The organism is Mesorhizobium sp. AR02, from assembly GCF_024746835.1.
Lineage (GTDB): Bacteria > Pseudomonadota > Alphaproteobacteria > Rhizobiales > Rhizobiaceae > Mesorhizobium.
In genome coordinates this window covers 7196688-7215097 of the sequence record NZ_CP080531.1, presented here as the reverse complement: position 1 = coordinate 7215097, position 18410 = coordinate 7196688, and the positions used below count along the sequence as shown (strand labels likewise).

The window sequence follows — 18410 nt, the reverse complement described above, 5'->3', positions numbered from 1 at the left end:
GCTCGGCTACTGCCATGATTTTGCCGCAAGGCTGACATTTCACCTTTTATCTCAAACCGTTAGGTGATCACGTCAGATTTCGTATCGTCGTCATCTTTTGTTCGCTAAATGGGAACGGAAGCGATAGACGGGCATTGTTTTGCGACGCATCAACCGTTACGTGTCAAGGAATGGTGCAGTGCACAATATTGGTATTGGGCACAATAGAGAGTTGGCGGAGTAGCTGAAGTGTCACTTCTGCAGATCTATTGGAGAGCGCTGGGGTATCTGGCCGCCGACAAGAAGCGCGTCGCGCTGATTTGCGGCGCCAATGTCGCGCTGGCCGCGATTGCGATCGTTGAGTCGATCCTGTTTGGTCGAGTGATCGACGCTATCTCCAGCCACGGTCCGGTTTTTTCAATGCTCGCTCTCTGGGCCGCCCTCGGCACCTTCAGTGTCATTGCCTTTGTGCTTGTGGCGCGCGGCGCCGATCGCTTTGCCCATGCCCGCCGCTCGGAAGTGCTCTGCGAGTCCTTTGAACGCGTGATCACCATGCCGCTCGCCTGGCATCATCAGCGCGGAACTTCCAATGCCTTGCACACGCTGTTGCGCGCGGTCGAGACGCTGTTCAGCCTATGGCTCGAATTCATGCGCCAGCATTTGTCCACGGCCGTTACGCTGGTCCTGCTGGTGCCGACGGCACTCAGCATGGATGTGCGCATGTCGATGGTGCTGCTCGCGCTCGGCGTGCTCTATGTCGGCATCGGCCGGCTGGTGATGAAGCGAACCAAGGCAGGCCAGGCAGCCGTCGAACGCCACTACCACAAGGTGTTCGCGCATGTGACCGACTCGGTCAGTAACGTCGCCGTGCTGCAGAGCTACAATCGCCTTGGCCACGAGGCCGAGACGCTGCGCCGTTATGTCAGGAACCTGCTCGACGCGCAAAACCCCGTGCTCGACTGGTGGGCGATCGCCAATGCGCTGCAGCGCCTGTCCTCGACCATATCGATGATGGTCGTGCTGATCATCGGCGCCTATCTGGTCACACATGGCCAGCTGCGCGTCGGCGACGTTGTTGCCTTCACCGGCTTCGCGACGCTGCTTATCTCCCGTCTCGACCAGCTGTCGGCTTTCGCCAACCAGATTTCGGAGGCCCGCGCCAAGCTCGAGGAGTTCTACAAGCTCGAGGACTCGGCTGCCGATACCGCCGAGCCGGATGGCCTGCGCGACCTCACCAACGTCACCGGCCATGTCCGTTTCGAGGATGTCGGCTTCGAATTCGCCAATTCGGGGCAGGGCGTCAGCGACGTGTCCTTCGAGGTCCAGGCCGGCCAGACCGTTGCCATCGTCGGACCGACGGGCGCCGGCAAGACCACGCTCATCAATCTGCTGCAACGCGTCTTCTCGCCGTCCAGCGGCCGCATCCTGATCGACGGCATCGATACTCGCACCGTGACCCGCAAGTCGCTGCGCCATTCGATCGCCACCGTGTTCCAGGATGCCGGGCTTCTCAACCGCTCGATCGAGGACAACATCCGTGTCGGTCGTGCCGAAGCCAGCAATGACGAGGTCCATGCCGCTGCCACGGCGGCGGCCGCGCAGGACTTCATCCTGGCCAAGAGCAATGGCTACGACACGGTGGTCGGCGAACGTGGCGGCCAGCTGTCGGGTGGCGAGCGCCAGCGCATCGCCATCGCCCGTGCCGTGCTCAAGGACGCTCCGATCCTGGTGCTCGACGAGGCGACCAGCGCGCTCGATGTCGAGACCGAGGACCGCGTCAAGGAAGCGATCGACGAGCTGCGGCGCGACCGCACCACCTTCATCATCGCCCACCGCCTGACCACCGTTCGCGACGCCGATCTGGTCGTGTTCATGGACAAGGGCAGGGTGGTCGAAATGGGTGGCTTTGCCGAACTTTCGCTGCGCAACGGCCGCTTCGCCAGCCTGCTGCGCGCCGGCGGCTTGCTCAACGACGAGGAGGTTCGCCGCCTCAGCCGCTCCGTCCAGGGCGAGGCCGCGTAACGACTTTTTCCTTCTCCCCTTGTGGGAGAAGGTGTCGCCGAAGGCGACGGATGAGGGGTGTTCCAGGGAACGCCAACGCCTCACTCCGCTGGAACACCCCTCATCCGTCTCGGCGCTGCGCGCCGATCCACCTTCTCCCACAGGGGGAGAAGGGCGGACAGTGTCGACCTGCGACACCACCGCTCGATTGCCCCGATCGCGCCGGCGGTCTATGTAAAGTCGCATGAGCGACACGACTTCACGCCTGACCGGCTGGATGGATCTTGCCAACCCGACGCGTTTCGTCGCGCTGGCCGACAAGGTCGTGCCGTGGCTGGCGGCGATCGCCGCACTCGTCCTTGCCGTCGGCCTCTATATGAGCTTCGCCGCGCCTGAGGATTTCCAGCAAGGCATCACCGTCCGCATCATGTACATCCACGTGCCTTTCGCCTGGCTCGCCATGATGTGCTACACGCTGATGGCGGTCTCCGCACTTGGCACGCTGGTCTGGCGGCATCCGCTGGCTGATGTCGCGCTGAAATCGGCAGCCCCCATCGGTGCCGTCTTCACCGCACTGGCGCTGATCACCGGTTCGATCTGGGGCAAGCCGATGTGGGGCACGTGGTGGGTGTGGGACGCGCGCCTGACCTCTGTCTTCGTGCTGTTCCTGATGTATCTCGGCATCATCGCGCTGACCCGTGCGCTCGATGATGCCAGCCGCGCTGCGTGGGCCGCCGCCATCATCACGCTGGTCGGGTTCATCAACATCCCGATCATCAAATTCTCGGTCGACTGGTGGAACACGCTGCACCAGCCGGCCTCGGTGTTCCGCCTCGGCGGCCCGACCATCGATCCCAGCCTGCTTTGGCCGCTGCTGGTCATGGCTGTCGGCTTTACGGTGCTGTTCTTCGCGCTGCACCTGATGGCGATGCGCACCGAAATCCGCCGTCGCCGGGTCATCGCCATGCGGCGGGTGGCGGCGCGCCAGGCCGAGCGGCAACCGGCCTGATTCACCTGTTGCCCGCCGGAAGCGGTCAGGCCATCAGGCCCCGCGCCGCCACCGGCAGTGTCTCCAGCACCTTCTCGCCGTCGATCAGGTTGACCTCATTGAACAAATTGGTGACGACGCAGCAATGGTCGGGCACCACGCGCACGCGCTCACCAATGCGCAGCTTCGTGTCACCGGAAAGCGTGACGGTGCCATGTTCCTCGCTGAGCCCGGTGACCCTCGCGTCGGGAGCGCCGAGCAGCTCGCCAAAATCCTTTAGTCCGAGTGTATCACTGGAAAGCGCCTTGCTGCCGCTGTCCAAAATGGCGCGTGTTGGCGTCGGGTGGCTGACCACCGTCGACAGCACCGTCAGCGCGCAATCGTCCAAGGTGCCGACGCCTTTGGCGACCTGATAGCGGTCGAGATAGATGTAGGTGCCGGGGCGATATTCGGTGACGACGGAGGCATCGGCGGAACGCCACATGTCAGGTGTGCCGCCGCTGGAAATGCGGTCGCAGGCGAGACCCGAAGCGGTCAGCGCCTGCTTGGCCTCGGCGAGCCAGGCCTCGGCCTCGGCCGCGCGGCCGGCGGCCGGATAGGTCATCAGCCCGCCGAAGGCGAGACCGCTGGCCTTGTCGATCAGCCTTGCCAGCGCAAGAGCTTCATCGGCCGTCTGCACGCCGCAGCGGCCCATGCCGGTATCGCATTCGACCAGCACCGGCAGTGGGTGGCCGGTATCGGTGAAAACCGCCGCGAGTCCTTCCAGCGTATCCGTGCTGTCCGCCGTCACCGACAGGGTTACGCGACCGTGCAGCGCCTTCAGCCGTTCCAGCTTGGCGTGCCCAAGGATGTTGTAGGGGAGAAAGATGTCGGACAACCCGGCATCGGCCATCACCTCGGCCTCGCCGATCTTCTGGCAAGTGATGCCGACGGCACCCGCCGCCACCTGCTTCTTGGCCCAATAGGGCAGCTTGTGCGTCTTGATGTGCGGCCTGAGCTTCAGCCCGTTTCTGTCGGCATGGGCCTGTGCGCGGGCGATGTTGGCTTCGGCGCGCGCGGCGTCGATCAGGATCGACGGCGTATCGAGGTCGTGGATCGTCGGCATCTTCTATCCCTGCGAGAATTTGCAGGGTTTATGAGCCTGAAACCCGGCGATGTCACGCGGCCAGCGGCGCGGATCAGTGGGCCATCCGCCCGAGGCGAAGGGCGGGGCTGGCGGCAAGATGGATCGACACCGCAGCGGCATTCGGCTATGCGATTTGTCGAAAAAATCGACACGAAGGGTCACGATCATGAAACGCTCCGCCATCAACGACATCATCCGCGAAGCCGACGCTTTCATCCGCTCGTTCGGCTACATCATGCCGCCCTTCGCCTACTGGTCGCCCGAGGAGATGAAGGCGCGCCAGGTCGATTCTTCGGCGATCTTCACCTCGCGGCTCGGCTGGGACATCACCGATTACGGCCAGGAAAAATTCAAGGAGCTCGGCCTGTTCCTGTTCACCGTGCGCAACGGCCGCTACGAGGACATGAAGAAGGGCATGGGCATGCTCTATGCCGAGAAGATCATGATCTCGCGCAAGGATCAGCTGTCGCCGATGCACCGCCACAACATCAAGGCCGAGGACATCATCAACCGTGGCGGCGGCAAGCTGGTGCTGGAACTGTTCATGCACGATCGCGACGGTGGCATCGATCCCAAGGCCGAGGTGTCGGTGCCGGTCGACGGAACCATCCACCGGCTGCCGGCGGGCGGCCTGCTGAAGCTCGACCCCGGCCAGAGCGTCACGCTGCTGCCCGGCGTCTGGCACGCCTTCTGGGCCGAAGGCAAGGACGTGCTGATCGGCGAGGTCTCGACCGTCAACGATGATCTCACCGACAATGTCTTTCGCGAACCGATCGGCCGCTTCTCCAACATCGACGAGGATGTTGCTCCAGTGCACCTGCTGGTGGCCGACTATGAGAAGTGGCTGGGGTAGGGCCGGTCAGATTCGGATTGGCCACGCGCTACCGCGCGTACTTATCGGCCTTGCGATTCCCGAGCAGCAGCTTGCGCTCGAGATGCGCCCTCAGCTCACCGTAATAGGTGGTCAAAAAGGCTCTTGAATCGATCGGCTCGACCTTGGCGCCGATCTTGCCGCCGATGGTCTCGGCAACAGCTTTCATCGCGAAATAGTCGTCGCGGCGCAGCACTTCTTCCAGCTTGTGCAACTCGGCAATGCCATAGGCGTCGAGCTGCGCCGGGCTGAAATGGAAGCGCTTGGCAACCGGGTCTTGTCGCTGCGAAAGGTCCTCGACCAGCTTGAATTTCGGCGTCTCTACCACCCAGGTTCCGGCAAGCAGGTCGCCAATGCGCAGCCGGTCGCGGTTGAACAACAGAAACAGCGAAAACAGCAGTGCCCACACCAGACCGAAAATCGTCGACAGCGTGTCGGCGACGCCGGCGCCGCCGCGCCCGGCGATGATCGACAACGGAAGGAAAACCTCGATCTCGCGCATCAGGTTGCGCGCGATGACCTGATCGATGGTGAGACCCGCGCCGCTGCGCGAGGCGACCCGAACGCCAACGATCCGCTTGCCGGGCGTCGCGGCCCGCCGCCCTGCCTCGAAGGCGATGAAATAGACGTTGCGCAGCAGGAAGATGAAGATCATCCAGATGATGAAGAGCGGCTCCGCCTCCTTCACGCCAAGGCCACCGAGGCCGAAGATGACGACGAGGCTCACCACGATCGCAGCGGTGACAATGATCACCACATCGAGCAGGAAGGCCGCGGCCCGCGTACCGGCGTCCGCCAGCTTGACCTTGAGGTCGACACCTTCCGGCGTGATCAGCGGCCTTATCAGCGCGGCAGGGTTCCTAGCCGTTGCCATGCCGCACCATCCGGAACAGGTAGAAATAGGCGATCCATAACGCCAGCATGCCGCCGCCAATGGCGTAGCGCACCGCATCGCTGGTGATCGTCTGCCGGCCGATGCCTTCGAGCAGGCCGGCAAACAGAAGCATCACCATGACGCCGACCATGGCGGTCGCCGCCACCCGCCCGGCCTGGGCTGCGGCGGCCATCCGGGTCAGTTCGCCGGGGAAGGCTATGCGCGTGCCGATCCGCATGCCTGCCGCACCAGCCAGCGCTATGGCGAACAATTCCGTCGTGCCGTGGATCGACAGCCAGCCGCCAAGTTCGAAGCCCAACCCCTTGGCCGCGTACACCTGGAACAGCGCACCCAGCATACATCCGTTCATCAGGATGATCAGCACGCTGGGCACCGCGAAGGCGAAGCCAAGCGCAAAGGCCAGGATCGCCACCTGTGTATTGTGGGTGAAGAGATAGGCGGCAAAGCCGGACAGGAAATGGCTGCCGCCGCTGTCATAAAGGACGCTGCGCAGCGTCTCGGCCGACGAGTCCGGATTGCGCCCGCCGGCGAGGCTGGGCGCAATGATGGCGTCGTACCAGCGGCTGTCGGAGGCCACCAGCCAATAGGCGGCAATCGCGCCGATCACCGTCAGCCCGACCGACACCCAGGTCTCGCGCCACAGATCGCGGATCGCCGCCGGCCAGTCGCGCAGGAAGAAATCGCCGACGCGCTGCCTCAGGCCGCGCCGTGCGCCATAGAGATAGAAATAGCCGCGCAGGCTGAGCGCCTCCAGATAGGCGATCAGGGCGCTGTCGAGGGACGTCGCGCGCGCCACCGAGAGCGAGGACAGCGCCGAACGGTAGAGCAGTGGCAGCGACAGCAGCTCGTCTTCCGAAAGTGTACGCGGCGCGCGTTTTTCGACCCGCGAAAGCAGCGCCTCGAACGCCTTCCAGTCGGCCTCGCGCTCCTGGCGGAAGCTTGCCAGCGACTGGCGTACGGCATCGGTGCCGGTGGGCAGCGTCATAAGAGGTTCTCCTCCTTGAGCTGGATATAACGCTCGACCAGCGCCGGACCGAGCCGCTGATGGTCGGCCTCGATCACATGCGCGCCAAGCAGCCGCAGTCGCCCGATCACCACTTGCCGCTCCCGAAGCAGGCCGCCCGCGGTGACCGAGCGCGCGACATCTTCCGGCGTGGTGGGCGGCATGTCGGCCAGCGTCTCCAGTTCGACATCCTTCATCAGCATGAACAGCACCAGATGCCGCTCGGTCAGCCGGCCGACGGTGCGCAGCATCAGTTCAGCGCTGATCGGGTCGACGAAATCGGTGAAGATGATGACCAGCGAGCGCCTGTCGAGCTTGGCTGCCAATGTAGTCAGGGCCAGGGTGAAATTGGTCTCCTCGCTGGAATAGTCGATCTCGGCCGCGCGCTTCTGGATCATCATGAAACTCGGCGAGCCGCGCACCGCGCCGCTTGAGACGCGCGGCTTGGCGTCGAAGGAGAACAGGCTGACGAGGTCGCCGCCCTTGAGCGCAATGAAGGCCGACAGAAGTGCTGCCGTTACCGCGCGGTCGACTTTCGGTACGCCGTCGACCGGCTCGCACATCAGCCGCCCGCTGTCGATCGCCAGCACGATGTTGTTGTTCTCCTCGACTCTGAACTCACGCGCCAAAAGCTTGCCGTGGCGTGCGCTGCGCTTCCAGTCGATCATCCGCCGGCCCATGCCTGGCTGATAGTCCTTCAGCGACTCGAACTCGCGGCCCTGGCCGGCCCGCCTTTGCGCGTGGCCGTCGGCGAGCGCTGAGCGCTGCAGCAAGGTGATCGCCTCATCGCGCGCGCTGCTGACATCAGGCAGCACCGCCACCTTGCGGTCCATCGGCAGCACGACCTGGTTCCAGATCAGCCCGAACGGGCCGTTCCAGCGCAACCACAGCCGGTCGAAACTGGCGATGCCGCGCCTCAGCGCGTCGAATTCGAGGTCGAGCGTGCCGCCATTGGCGGGCAGAGCGCCACCGGTGCCACCGACCGGCGCCAGCCGCTGATCGTGGCCGACGCGGGCCTGCAGCCTACGTGCCCGCCCGCCGAGGCTGGCCGCGACATGGAGGGTGAAACGCCCGCCGACGCCGACTTGCGGCGGCGCCGAAAGACTGGCGGTGAGTGAGGCGCGTCCGCGCCCGGCCGCCGCGTCGACCGCCAGGAAGGCGAGCAGAATGCAGATCCACAGCAGGCCGAGATACCAGAAGGAAGGCAGCGCAAGCGCGATCAGGAAGGCGGGGATGGCACCCGCCGCCGCTGCCCAGACCGCTCTGCCGCTTGGGTAGATCAACGGGGCGCTGCCGTCTGGTCGACAAGGTCCGAGACAATCTGCTCCACCAACCGCCCGTCGATCTGCGCCGCCGGCGACAGGATGACACGGTGGCGCAGCGCCGGCACGGCAAGCGCCTTGACGTCGTCGGGGATGACATAGGCACGGCCGTCCAGCGCTGCCCTGGCGCGGGCGGCCCGGGCCAGCATGGCGCCGGCACGAGGACTGGCCCCAACCTCCAGATCCGGGCTTTCGCGCGTGCCGCGCACAAGCGCCGCGATGTAGCCGACGACATCGTCGACCAGCGTGACATTGCCGACGGTGGCAAGTGCTGACTCCAGCGTCTTGCGGTCGGTCTGTGCCTTGATGCCGTATTGCTTGATGTCGTGCGAGGCGGAGCCGCCGCCGTGATGCACGATGATGGCACGTTCCTCCTGTGCATCGGGATAGCTTACCCTGTGCTTGAACAGGAAGCGGTCGAGCTGGGCTTCGGGCAGGGGATAGACGCCCTGATGCTCGATCGGGTTCTGCGTCGCCACCACCATGAAGTTCGGGCTGAGCGCATGCGTGGTGCCGTCGAAGCTGACGGCGTGTTCCTGCATGGCTTCCAGAAGGGCGGCCTGCGTCTTCGGTGGCGTGCGGTTGATTTCGTCGGCAAGCAGGAGGTCGCAGAAGATCGGGCCGCGCGTCAGTGTGAACTGCCCGCTCTGGAAATTGTAGATGTTGGAGCCGACGATATCGCCGGGCATCAGGTCGGGCGTGAACTGGATGCGGCCATAGGCGACGCCAAGTGCCTGCGCGAAGCAGCGCGCGGTCATGGTCTTTGCCGTGCCCGGCGGGCCTTCCAGCAAAATGTGTCCGCCGGCGAACAATGCCGTCAGCATCAGATCGACCGTGTCGCGTTGTCCGGTGATCGCTTTCGCCACTTCTTCCCTGATCGCATTCGCCAGGGCCTTCACATCATCGACGTTCACCGAGCCTCCTTGTCGTCCAGTCATGCAGCTCCTGCGCTGCTTCATGCATTTGAGCCAGAGTCCCAGCTTCGTTCGCGGCCTTGAAGCGACGGCTGAAGCCCTGAGTTTCGCCGTGGTCGCGGGAATCCAGCCAACGGTCGAGTGCTTCGCCTGGCAAGCCTTGCGGTGCGCCGAGCAATGCACCGGCGCGCGCACGCATCAGTGCCGCATAACGGTCGCCGAGCTCCTCGATCCGCCCGGCGCGCTTCAAAAGCATCGCCGTGGTGTCGACCAGCGCCTGTTTGCCGAAGGCAATCGCCCGGGCCTCGGTGCGCGGCGGTCCGAACCGGCCGAGCCCGTGCAGGAAGGCAAGTGCGGCGGCCGCCAGCACCGACAGCGTCAGCGCCAGGAAGGGCGGCTCGACCAACAGCCTGGCCAGATCGTATTTTCGCCCCGCGCCGTGCAGCGTCAGGTCGAACATGACCCCGACATCGTCAAGCGAGGCCAGGAGATCAAAGACCGCCGCCGCCTTTTCCGGATCCTTGAGCCCGGCGTTGTTGACTAGGTCGGGATCCGTCAGGATGTAGAAGGGCTTGTTAGCGAGTTTGGTGAGAACGGCCTTGCCGTCGCCAGCTGCAATCAATGGAGTGCTGTCCGCGATCCACTGCAGGTCATCGGGCGCGGCAACCAAATGACCTTCGATGTCGATCTTGTCGGCCGTGCTTTTGCCTTCGCCGAGCTTTGCCTTGGTGATGCGGCCTAGCCAGTCGTTGACGACCGGGTCCGGCAGCCGCTCTATCTTCATCTCCCATCCTTCGTGCGTTTGCAGCGGCAAGGTTTGCCATTTGGGCAGCACGAATAACGTCGGCAGGTCCTGCCGAAGATCGATGATGTTTTTGAGCGCCTCCGGATCACTTTCCGGCGAGATGGTGACGATGAGCAGGATATTCCTTGAAAGGTCTTTCTCGGTCTTCGCCATGTAGGGCAGGCCACCGGTCAGTTTCACCCATTCCACAAGGCCCGCATAGCCGGAACCGCCCTTGGAGAGCGGCGTCGCCCCGCCTTCCGGCTGGCGAAAATCGGGCGCGTAGGTCGACAACAGGAAAAATCCAGCCGCGGCGAGCAGGCTGGCAAAAATCCCCCAGAACAGGGTTTTTCGGCTGAACGGTTCCTGCACCGCCTCAGCGGCCGGAGCGCTCATGTCCAGGCATCCCTGAAGGCGAAGCGCTCATAGGCGCCACGCGCCTGCTGCCAGCCCTCGGCCCCGACCGGCCGGCGGGCAAACAGGGCGGCCTCGACGATGCGCGCGATCTCGCTGAACGCGTGGCGCGCCCGCGACGGCATCGATGGGGCCGTGGCAATGTCGCGCGACGTCAGCGACGGGCGCAGGAAGTCGGGCAACCGCCCCGCAATGTCGGCGACGCTGCGCCGAAGCAGAAGATGCACCGCCTCGTCATAGTCGCCGCGCGCGGCGAGCGCGTCGGCCTCGGACAGCAGAATCTGTGCCGCCGCGGCGTCCGGGCGCCATGCCTCTTCCGCCTCTGCCTGTTTGCGAGCGCGCCGCCATGGCAGGCGCCATGCCACCCCCTTCGCTTCGAGGGCGACGAGAAGCGCGATGACCGCCACTCCGATGATCACCGCGCCCCAGAACAGGTAGATCATGTAGGGGCCAATCTTCGCCAATGCGTCCAGAAAAGGCCTCAGCCATTCCGGCGGTGTGGGCTGCACCATCATCGGCAGGTCAAACTGGATCGAATCGTCCGCAAGCAGTTGCTTGTGCACCTTGGCCAGCCATTCCGCGTCCACCGGCTGTGCAACTGTCACCCGCTCGCTCCCCTGCAACCTGCGGTTCGGCCTCGACACTGGCAATACGCCTGCACAATTGCAAGTCCACTGGACGAAGCCTTCTAATCTTGGCAGATTTACTTTCGATGTCGGCCGTTTGGATGCGGCGGTGACCGGGGGGAACATCATGACCACTGCGACACTGGGACAACCCAGCCGGTTCGAGATCGGCAGGGTGTTCAACAACACCTTTGCCGTCATCGGCCGCAACATCGGGCTTTGCCTTGGCCTTGCCGCGCTGTTCGCGGGCGTGCCGGCGCTGCTTGTCAGATTGTGGACCCAGCCGCAGATCGACGCGATGTTGCATGGCGATCCGGGCGCGATGGCGGATCCCCATGCGATGTTTCGCAATTCCTACCTCAGCCTTGTCGCCTGGCTGGTTTCCTTCGTTTTCACGCTGCTGCTTCAGTCGTCACTGGTCCGGGCGACGATCGAGGACCTGAACGGCAGGCGGCCGTCCTTTGGTGACTGTATTCAGATTGCGGTCCGCTTCCTGCTGCCGACGCTGGCGATTGGCTTCCTCGTCGCCCTTGGCTCCGGCCTTGCCATGCTCGCCCTGATCGTGCCCGGCATCATCCTGTGGCTCGGATGGTCGATGTCGGTGCCGGTCCTGATCCAGGAGCGGCGGGGCGTATTCGGTTCGATGTCGCGCAGCCGCGCCCTGACAAAGGGCAACCGCTGGTCGCTGTTTGGCCTGTTTCTCATCTTGATGATCATCGCGATGGTCATCCAATGGGGGATATTGCTGGTTTTCGTCCTGCTTGGCGGGATTCTGGCCCAGCTGGGCGCGGCGCTGGTGCAGACCGTGGTCTCCATGGTGCTGTCGATCGCCGCCGCGGTCAGCTATGTCGAGTTGCGCCAGGTCAAGGAAGGCGCCAGCATCGACGAACTGGCGAAGATATTCTCGTAGGCCTCCCTTTGATGTCGTCTGCAGCGCTGGAGCGGGTTGACCGATTCCGAATCGGCCGGGTGTTGAATGACAGTTTGGCGGTCATTCGCCGCAATCCGGTGCTGTGCCTTGGGCTTGGCCTGGTTCTTTACGCGGTGCCGAGGTTCGCCTTCTCGTTTTGGTACGTCGAAGCGACTTTCTCCAGCGGCAGTGCCGGTTTCGCCCTCCTGAGCCAACACCGGATACTCGTCATTGCCGGTGTACTTTTCTATATCGGCGTGATCGTCATTCTGCAGACAGCTCTTATACGTGCGGCCATTGTGGATATGCAGGGCGAAGGACCTTCCATGGGTGACTGCCTGGGTGTCGCCCTTGCCATGTTTTTTCCAGTCCTCCTGGCCTCGTGCGCGGTGACGCTGGCCATCATGCTGGGGCTGGTTCTGCTGATCGTTCCCGGCATCCTCCTGCTGCTTCGCTGGGCGATCACGATACCGGTCTTGATCCAGGAGAAACGAAACATTCTCGACAGCATGGCGCGCAGCCGAGACCTGACCAAGGGCAACCGCTGGGCACTGCTCGGGCTGTGGCTGATCCTCATCGTGGGTGGAACGCTGGTGGGTTTCGCAGCGCCTCGCCTCGTCGTTTCCTTGAATTTCACCTTCGGCTTGATTGTCGAAGCCTTGGTGAAGGCGGCCGTGACAGTGTTTTCATCGGTTGCCACGGCGATCAGCTATATCGAACTGCGGCAGGTCAAGGAGGGCACCAGCGTGGAACAACTGGCTGAGATATTCTCGTAGTGGAGGGTGGCATTTGCCTGAGGGCGACAGCCACCTTCAATGGCAGCAGCTTGGCGCCGATTGCACGCTCGTCCGGCACAGGCATGACGAACTGATTGCCACATCCGTCTTGGCCACCGCCACAGCGAGCTTGGCCTGCAGCCCCGGCAGTTCTTCGCTCTCGCCACGCCGTTTCAAACATTCCACCAGCCCGTGCAGCGCCCAGACATTGTCCGGGTGCTGGGCGCAACGCTGCACCTTGCCGCTGAGGCCGAGATCGTCGCGATAGACCTGCTCGGCTTCTTGCGCGTGGCCCTGGTCGAGAAGCAGTGCCGCCAGCGCATGGCGGGGAGGGTGCATCCACGCCCATGGCTCGGTGTAGGAGAGATTGTCGTCCAGCTCGACCGCTTGGCGCAAATGGGCGTAGGCTTCCTCGTGCCGGCCCTGGTGGTAGGCAAGCTCGCCGTCGAGCAAGGCAGCCCCGACAGCGAGCGAGGCGCGGGTCGGGTTGCTGAGGAAACGCCGCTCGGCTGGAATGCCCGCCACATGCCGGTGGAACCGGTCGCGCTCGCGCTCGGACTCCGTGAATTGCTTGAGCGTCGCGTGCGCGACGCCCTTGGCGTAGTGCTGCATGGCCGCCGTCAGCACATAGAGGCCGGGCTCGTCGACCGCCGGTTCGTCGATGATCTCCTGCCAGCGGCCGAAGCGCACCTGCACATGCGATTTCATCGCGTGATAGCCTTCCACAGTCTGGGTGAGCTTGGGCCGGTCGGGGAGGGTGACGACGTCCCGCGCGACTAGGCTGCGCACCTTGTCGGCGGCCCACAGCGCCGGCTTGTACTGGCCAAGGAACATGCAGGTGAACATCATCAGATGCAGATCGTGGCAGCAGCCGAGCAGGTAATAGGTCGGCTCATCGGCATAGGCGAGGTAGAGGTCGTTGGCGCGGACCGCCTTTTCGCTGGCAAGCTTCGCCTTCTCATAGTCGCCGCACAGCACATGGATATGCCCCGGCATATGGTTCATGTGGCCGGCATCGGGGCACATTTCGCCGAGCCGATCGGCCGAGCGCAAGCCGCGTTCCGGCATGGTGGACATTTCCAGGAGATGGATGTGCAGGTGCAGGATTGCCGGGTGCTGCGCAATCCCGCCCTCGTCGGCGAGCCGGATCGACCGCTCGCAAACCTCAAGCGCTTCAAGCACGTCCGAATTCGGCGCCGGCGCGCCGGTCTTGAGGTTCCACAGCCGCCGCACCGTGCGCATCATCAGTGCCTCGACCAGCAGCGCCATCACATCATGGTCGTCGGGAAATTTTTCGTACACCCGCCGCATCGCGGCGGCATAGGCATCATCCCACTGTTCGAATTCCTGCGGGCTCACTTTGTGCGGCTTCTGGAAACGGCGGGCGAGCGCCTCGATTAACTGTCGTTCGACATCGCTGGCGCGAGCCGCATTGGCGCGCGCCAGCTGGACATGCTCGAAGCAACGCTTTGTCGCGCTGTTGGCCTCGGCCTCGCCGTGTTCCTTCCAGGTCAGGTTATAAAAAGGCCCGGCGGCATAGGCGATACCCCAATGTACAAAAGCGCAGCCGGGATCCGTCTCCAGCGCCTTCTCGAAGCACTTGATGCCTTCCTCATGATTGAAGCCGTAGCACCAGTTGAGCCCGATATCGAACCAGCGCTGGGTCTCAGTGGAGCGAGTGGAGATCGGGCGGCGGTAGCTGCCAAGGTTGAAGCGGTCCATGTCTTCCATTCAAGATTGGTAAGCCGCAAGCCTAGCCCGGGCCAGATTCCTTCACCATCAATGTGTGCCGAAATCCGTAGGCATGGCAAACATCGCCATCGCCATCGTTTCGAAGCTGGCGTCCCCTGACAAGAAAGGCCGCCCGGCCTAAGTCAGCCAGGCTGTGCCGTCAGGTCAACAACAGTTTAGCGTGCGTCGCTGATTAATATGTCAAGTATCTTTCTGCCAGCGGCAGGTGACGCTATCAGTCTGGAAAGAGCCACGGCAAAAGTGACCCTATCCGCGCAATCACCGGCACGGGATTTCAAACGCTCCGGAACTCAACGAATTGGCGAGCCTGTTCGAGGCAGACAATGTCTCAAATCGGGCCCGGTCGAAGCGAATTCCGCAATAATCGGGCAGCCACTTCAATATCTTTTCTATGGGACCGGCTGTCACTCGTTCACGGGTGACCTCCAGTGCAATGCGTTTCAGGGATACACCCGGTCCAAAAGTCGCCTCAAGGTTATGGGGATCGACCTCTCTTACCGATTTGGGGTCGGAAAGATCATCAAACGTCACCAGTTCCGGGTAGAGGCTGTACGGCACGAAACCTGTTCCGTGCTCTGTGCTCAGCGCGCTGAAGATCTGAGAACTGGTTTCGCTCGCCTTGAAATGGAAAGAAACCATCGCGCGCTCGGTCTCACGATCGTTGAGCACCGCAAAGAGATACCTGCCAGGCGAGACCTCCACAAAAGACGACTCTCCCTCGATCGTGCCGTGCACGTTTCCTGCGGTGATCGGGACCCATTTGGGCGCCATGCTTATGGCTGCCGAAATGGTGCTTCCCCCTGACACAAGCCCATCGGGGGTATTCACCTCAAGCACGAGCTTTTGATGCCATTCCCAACTCCGGAATCCAAGTAACCTTGGCCCTAAGAACCAGACAGCAAGAGCGGCAGTGATAACGATGACGCTACGTCTCAACGCCAGCCCTCTCTCGATGATTATCGAGTTTGCCAATATAGGCGCCATTCATGAATGAAGACTTGGTCTGGCGCCCGGCGCCATCCGCTCAATTTTGCCAGCCGGCCAGCTCCGGCAGGTCGTCAAGCCAACTTTTCTCGCTCATCAAAGCATCGCTGGCCTGCGGTGCAGCCTCTGTGGCGTTTTGGATCAGCCAGTCCATCCACTTCCGGTAGGCAACCGGATCAAGCTGGGGCGGCAGCACCTTGGCCTTGAGCAGCATCCTCTTGCGGAAACTGGTCTGCCGGCGGAGTTTGGTCGTCGTGAACTTGATGATCTTGCCTTGGTAGTCAACCGTCCAGCGGTCGCCGCCGAGATTGACAAGGCCGTCGATGGCGAAACCGGCATCGACCGGTCTATCGCGCCAAGGAAGCTCAATGGCATTCTTCCTCAGATCGATGGCCCATCGCCTGTAGTCGGCCCCGGCGCGCTGCGGCGGTAGCACACCAGCCTGTTCGAGCATCTTCCTGCGGAAGGTCGGCTGCCTTTTTAGCTGACCGGTTGTGAACTCGACGCGATGCCCACGAACCTCGACGTGCCACCGGATCCTTCCGTTGCCGACATATTTCACCAGCCTGTCGATGACGAACTCGCCTTCGGAGAGCGTCACGCAGCCCCGCTTGATGCTTTCGAGAATGAACTGGCTGTCAGTGAGCACTACGCGGCCTCGTGCAGGAAACTTATACGCAGCTTAGCCATTGGAACGCATCAGCGGCCACCACTCTTTGCGGTGAAACTGAACGCACTACATACATTTTGCCAATGGAGACGCGTCTTGAACACCTACATCGCTAACAATCAACACGACCGGCTTGTCACAGCGCTTGCCGCAATCGAACCCTCTCTGATCAGCGGCAAGATCGAGCGTGACCAGGTGGTCGAGATTCTCATGGCGCATGAGATCTGGCCGGAGAGCGTGAAGGACGACAGCGTCGAGCTTGTGAGTGACGCGGCATGATCCACACCATTGAGCTCGAAACCGCCTATGGTCGGGTGAAGGCTACCTGGCAGCGAGTCGGCAGCGCGATCGTCGTGCGCTACGGCGAGCGCGAGAAGAGACCGCAGGCAAGTGAAACAGATGCGGCCAATGACGTAGTCGCACGAGACGTCGTGCATGGCTGGATCGCGGCTGACTTGCGGGAAGAAGAATAGCCCGCCGACGGCCGGCCGGCCAACACATGCGAAGGGCGCGGATCACACCGCGCCCTTATGGTTTGCGCACTCCAGCGGCAATTTGTTTTGCCTTCACCGCCGCAACACGAGCCGGCCGAACAAACAGCCGTTCCAAAAGATCGTTCGTGAGCTCTTCCAAAACCTCCACTTCGTCGGCGGTGTATGGATCGACGTCATGCGCAGCGTCATTGCCGTCCAGCACCACGACATCTGCTAGCTCGACTATATCGGCTTCTAAAATGTTCAATGCTCCGAGTGCGTTGATTCGTGGTCGAAGCGCCTCGGCAGGAGTTCTACCCGACAGTCGTGCGTCGTGCGAGAAAATATGCTTCGTCGCTACATCGATTGTTTTCCTGAACATCGCCCCTGCGGCTTCATTTAGCTGAAGCCGCCGCGCTGTTGTTGCTTCAAGAAACAGGTCCCGCACACGGGACGGAATAGTATCCGATACCGTTAGCGGAAATGGATGAGCCGTGATTGGGCTATCGCTAAAGTGCTTTATATGGGCCTCAAGATTTCCGTCCGCAACGAAAGGATTATAGTCGGGACGCCCATCATATATGCTACCTTTTTGGCAACTTTCACACGCCGCGAATACCTCCGTAGAATTTACATCATACGTGCTAAATCCAACAACATCTAATTTTACGTGCTTTACGCCGCAGCGAATACAGTCTCTAACCAGAAAACCCATCAACATCCCCTTCTTTGGCTAAGACGTTAGCTCCCTTGCCTGTAGCACGGATCCTTGGGTCGGTCCGACTCCGATCGGAAGGCACGTATAGCCCCCCGCTCACCCAGCGGGCTTTTAGTTTGCCCCGCGCGCGACTACCTTCGCCCCAGGGGAGAGAATCATGGCGGGTAAGCGCGGCAACGGTCAACCGGTAGGTGATTGGCCGAATATTACAGAAAATCATTGGTATGCTTTGTCGATCGCAAGTGCGGTTATGACGATTGTCGCAGTGCTTGCCGCATTCTGCGCAATTTTCGCGGGCGGCTTCGACAGCGAAAGAGGTCCTAAGTTAGCTCAAGCACTGGCACCCTTTGGGATTGCCCTTTTTGCCCTTGTTACCTTTTGCACTATAAGCTGGCGGGGCTCCATCAGTGCTCGACAAGCGAACCAATCCGCAAGCGAGGGGCGCGCGAAACTCCTTCAAGAGGGAGCTAAGCTATTGAGCGAGCCCGCGAAGGCATCCCATGTGTCCGCCGGAGTAGCGACGCTGGGTGTCTTAATTGACAGCGGCGAGGAAGGCTATGCATTCCGGGCCATGAACCTACTCGCCGATTTTGTCGTAGACCATATGGTTTCCAGCCATGAGAATCGCCATCGGCCTGAAATTTCAGGTGTAATGCAAACGGGTGACAAAAATGGAGCAAATACCGGTAGAGATATTACTTTTTCACCTCCAGAGCGAGATGACGACTACCAATACGATGATTACACCACGTATTGGCATTTTATTCCCGGATTTGACGTTATCACATACTACGGTGGTGAATTTTCTTTGGATGTAAATTACAATATCAATGAGCTTCGGGGTGTAAAGTTTATAAAAACGACCATCTCGCTATGGAAAAACATATCTATCGACGACAGATTTGATAGATGCACCTTCCGGATCTGCTCCATAGCATCCGTGTCTTCAATGGCATCACTGAGCCATCATCAAGATTATCGATATGCGTTTGAGGTATGTGATTTTTCAGGTTGTATCTTCTCAGACGCGGAAATTCTCACAAAGAACTTTAAGGAAGACAACAACTATTTTATCGCGGGAAACCCGCCAACCCTGCTCGGCAGCACCACCACGATCGATTGGTCGCAGATACTCAACTGCAAAGAACAAAAAGACCTGCCAGTAAGGCTGTTTTGATGGATAGCGTTCGGGTAGTCTCGCCCA

General features: G+C 61.8%; 19 protein-coding genes. 8 read left to right on the top strand and 11 right to left on the bottom strand.

The genetic code is table 11. The features are described from left to right. Positions 1-228 precede the first annotated feature (228 nt). Both DBIPINDM_RS39470 and DBIPINDM_RS39465 read left to right on the top strand, forming a co-directional pair. On the top strand, positions 229-2001 hold the full coding sequence (locus tag DBIPINDM_RS39470; protein WP_258584426.1) for a glucan ABC transporter ATP-binding protein/ permease: 1773 nt from the start codon (positions 229-231) through the stop codon (positions 1999-2001). Between the two features lie 223 nt (positions 2002-2224). Further along, a complete protein-coding gene (locus tag DBIPINDM_RS39465; RefSeq protein ID WP_258584425.1) occupies positions 2225-2989 on the top strand; it encodes a heme ABC transporter permease in 765 nt (254 codons plus the stop codon). A gap of 25 nt (positions 2990-3014) precedes the next feature. On the opposite strand, the gene DBIPINDM_RS39460 is transcribed toward DBIPINDM_RS39465, so the two are convergent. After that, a complete protein-coding gene (locus DBIPINDM_RS39460; protein ID WP_258584424.1) occupies positions 3015-4073 on the bottom strand; it encodes a D-TA family PLP-dependent enzyme in 1059 nt (352 codons plus the stop codon). A 187-nt stretch (positions 4074-4260) separates the two neighbouring features. Between DBIPINDM_RS39460 and DBIPINDM_RS39455 the strand changes: the two genes are divergently transcribed. Next, on the top strand, positions 4261-4947 hold the full coding sequence (locus DBIPINDM_RS39455; RefSeq protein ID WP_172350974.1) for a D-lyxose/D-mannose family sugar isomerase: 687 nt from the start codon (positions 4261-4263) through the stop codon (positions 4945-4947). 28 nt (positions 4948-4975) lie between these two features. On the opposite strand, the gene DBIPINDM_RS39450 is transcribed toward DBIPINDM_RS39455, so the two are convergent. Genes DBIPINDM_RS39450 through DBIPINDM_RS39425 form a run of 6 tightly spaced genes read right to left on the bottom strand, consistent with a single transcriptional unit; the run spans position 4976 to position 10884 of the window. Further along, positions 4976-5839 carry an RDD family protein gene (locus DBIPINDM_RS39450; RefSeq protein WP_258584423.1) on the bottom strand — a complete coding sequence of 288 codons (864 nt, stop codon included), beginning with the start codon at positions 5837-5839 and terminating at the stop codon, positions 4976-4978. Next, on the bottom strand, positions 5826-6845 hold the full coding sequence (locus tag DBIPINDM_RS39445; RefSeq protein WP_258584422.1) for a stage II sporulation protein M: 1020 nt from the start codon (positions 6843-6845) through the stop codon (positions 5826-5828). The genes DBIPINDM_RS39450 and DBIPINDM_RS39445 overlap by 14 nt, the downstream gene beginning before the upstream one ends. Next, the gene (locus DBIPINDM_RS39440) at positions 6842-8146 is read right to left on the bottom strand and encodes a DUF58 domain-containing protein (protein WP_258584421.1); all 1305 of its coding nucleotides are present in this window, start codon (positions 8144-8146) and stop codon (positions 6842-6844) included. Before DBIPINDM_RS39440 ends, DBIPINDM_RS39445 begins: the two co-directional genes overlap by 4 nt. Further along, positions 8143-9099: an AAA family ATPase gene (locus tag DBIPINDM_RS39435; protein WP_258584420.1), complete on the bottom strand. Its 957-nt coding sequence runs from the start codon at positions 9097-9099 to the stop codon at positions 8143-8145. The genes DBIPINDM_RS39440 and DBIPINDM_RS39435 overlap by 4 nt, the downstream gene beginning before the upstream one ends. Further along, entirely contained in the window at positions 9086-10279 is a 1194-nt protein-coding gene (locus DBIPINDM_RS39430) for a DUF4350 domain-containing protein (protein ID WP_258584419.1), read from the bottom strand. The genes DBIPINDM_RS39435 and DBIPINDM_RS39430 overlap by 14 nt, the downstream gene beginning before the upstream one ends. Next, the gene (locus tag DBIPINDM_RS39425) at positions 10276-10884 is read right to left on the bottom strand and encodes an alkaline shock response membrane anchor protein AmaP (protein WP_258584418.1); all 609 of its coding nucleotides are present in this window, start codon (positions 10882-10884) and stop codon (positions 10276-10278) included. The genes DBIPINDM_RS39430 and DBIPINDM_RS39425 overlap by 4 nt, the downstream gene beginning before the upstream one ends. Positions 10885-11050: 166 nt before the next feature. Here DBIPINDM_RS39425 and DBIPINDM_RS39420 point away from each other — a divergent pair, with 166 nt between their 5' ends. Both DBIPINDM_RS39420 and DBIPINDM_RS39415 read left to right on the top strand, forming a co-directional pair. Then, positions 11051-11833, top strand: a complete 783-nt coding sequence (locus DBIPINDM_RS39420) for a hypothetical protein (protein WP_258584417.1) — start codon at positions 11051-11053, stop codon at positions 11831-11833. Between the two features lie 11 nt (positions 11834-11844). Further along, the gene (locus DBIPINDM_RS39415) at positions 11845-12609 is read left to right on the top strand and encodes a glycerophosphoryl diester phosphodiesterase membrane domain-containing protein (protein ID WP_258584416.1); all 765 of its coding nucleotides are present in this window, start codon (positions 11845-11847) and stop codon (positions 12607-12609) included. A 36-nt stretch (positions 12610-12645) separates the two neighbouring features. On the opposite strand, the gene DBIPINDM_RS39410 is transcribed toward DBIPINDM_RS39415, so the two are convergent. The 3 genes from DBIPINDM_RS39410 to DBIPINDM_RS39400 all read right to left on the bottom strand — a co-directional run bounded on the left by DBIPINDM_RS39410 (position 12646) and on the right by DBIPINDM_RS39400 (position 15994). Continuing rightward, positions 12646-14331, bottom strand: a complete 1686-nt coding sequence (locus DBIPINDM_RS39410; protein WP_258584415.1) for a tetratricopeptide repeat protein — start codon at positions 14329-14331, stop codon at positions 12646-12648. A gap of 288 nt (positions 14332-14619) precedes the next feature. Next, on the bottom strand, positions 14620-15132 hold the full coding sequence (locus DBIPINDM_RS39405; protein ID WP_258584414.1) for a hypothetical protein: 513 nt from the start codon (positions 15130-15132) through the stop codon (positions 14620-14622). A gap of 253 nt (positions 15133-15385) precedes the next feature. Next, positions 15386-15994, bottom strand: coding sequence for a hypothetical protein (locus DBIPINDM_RS39400; protein WP_258584413.1), 609 nt, complete (start codon positions 15992-15994; stop codon positions 15386-15388). A 117-nt stretch (positions 15995-16111) separates the two neighbouring features. Here DBIPINDM_RS39400 and DBIPINDM_RS39395 point away from each other — a divergent pair, with 117 nt between their 5' ends. Together DBIPINDM_RS39395 and DBIPINDM_RS39390 are read left to right on the top strand one after the other, a co-directional pair. Beyond that, on the top strand, positions 16112-16294 hold the full coding sequence (locus DBIPINDM_RS39395) for a hypothetical protein (protein ID WP_258584412.1): 183 nt from the start codon (positions 16112-16114) through the stop codon (positions 16292-16294). Beyond that, positions 16291-16488, top strand: a complete 198-nt coding sequence (locus tag DBIPINDM_RS39390) for a hypothetical protein (RefSeq protein WP_258584411.1) — start codon at positions 16291-16293, stop codon at positions 16486-16488. Before DBIPINDM_RS39395 ends, DBIPINDM_RS39390 begins: the two co-directional genes overlap by 4 nt. A gap of 55 nt (positions 16489-16543) precedes the next feature. Here DBIPINDM_RS39390 and DBIPINDM_RS39385 read toward each other — a convergent pair whose 3' ends face one another. Continuing rightward, positions 16544-17203 (bottom strand): DUF4145 domain-containing protein, encoded by a 660-nt coding sequence (locus DBIPINDM_RS39385; protein ID WP_258584410.1) that lies wholly within the window; start codon positions 17201-17203, stop codon positions 16544-16546. Positions 17204-17363: 160 nt separating this feature from the next. Here DBIPINDM_RS39385 and DBIPINDM_RS39380 point away from each other — a divergent pair, with 160 nt between their 5' ends. Next, positions 17364-18383 carry a hypothetical protein gene (locus tag DBIPINDM_RS39380; RefSeq protein WP_258584409.1) on the top strand — a complete coding sequence of 340 codons (1020 nt, stop codon included), beginning with the start codon at positions 17364-17366 and terminating at the stop codon, positions 18381-18383. Positions 18384-18410: the final 27 nt, after the last annotated feature.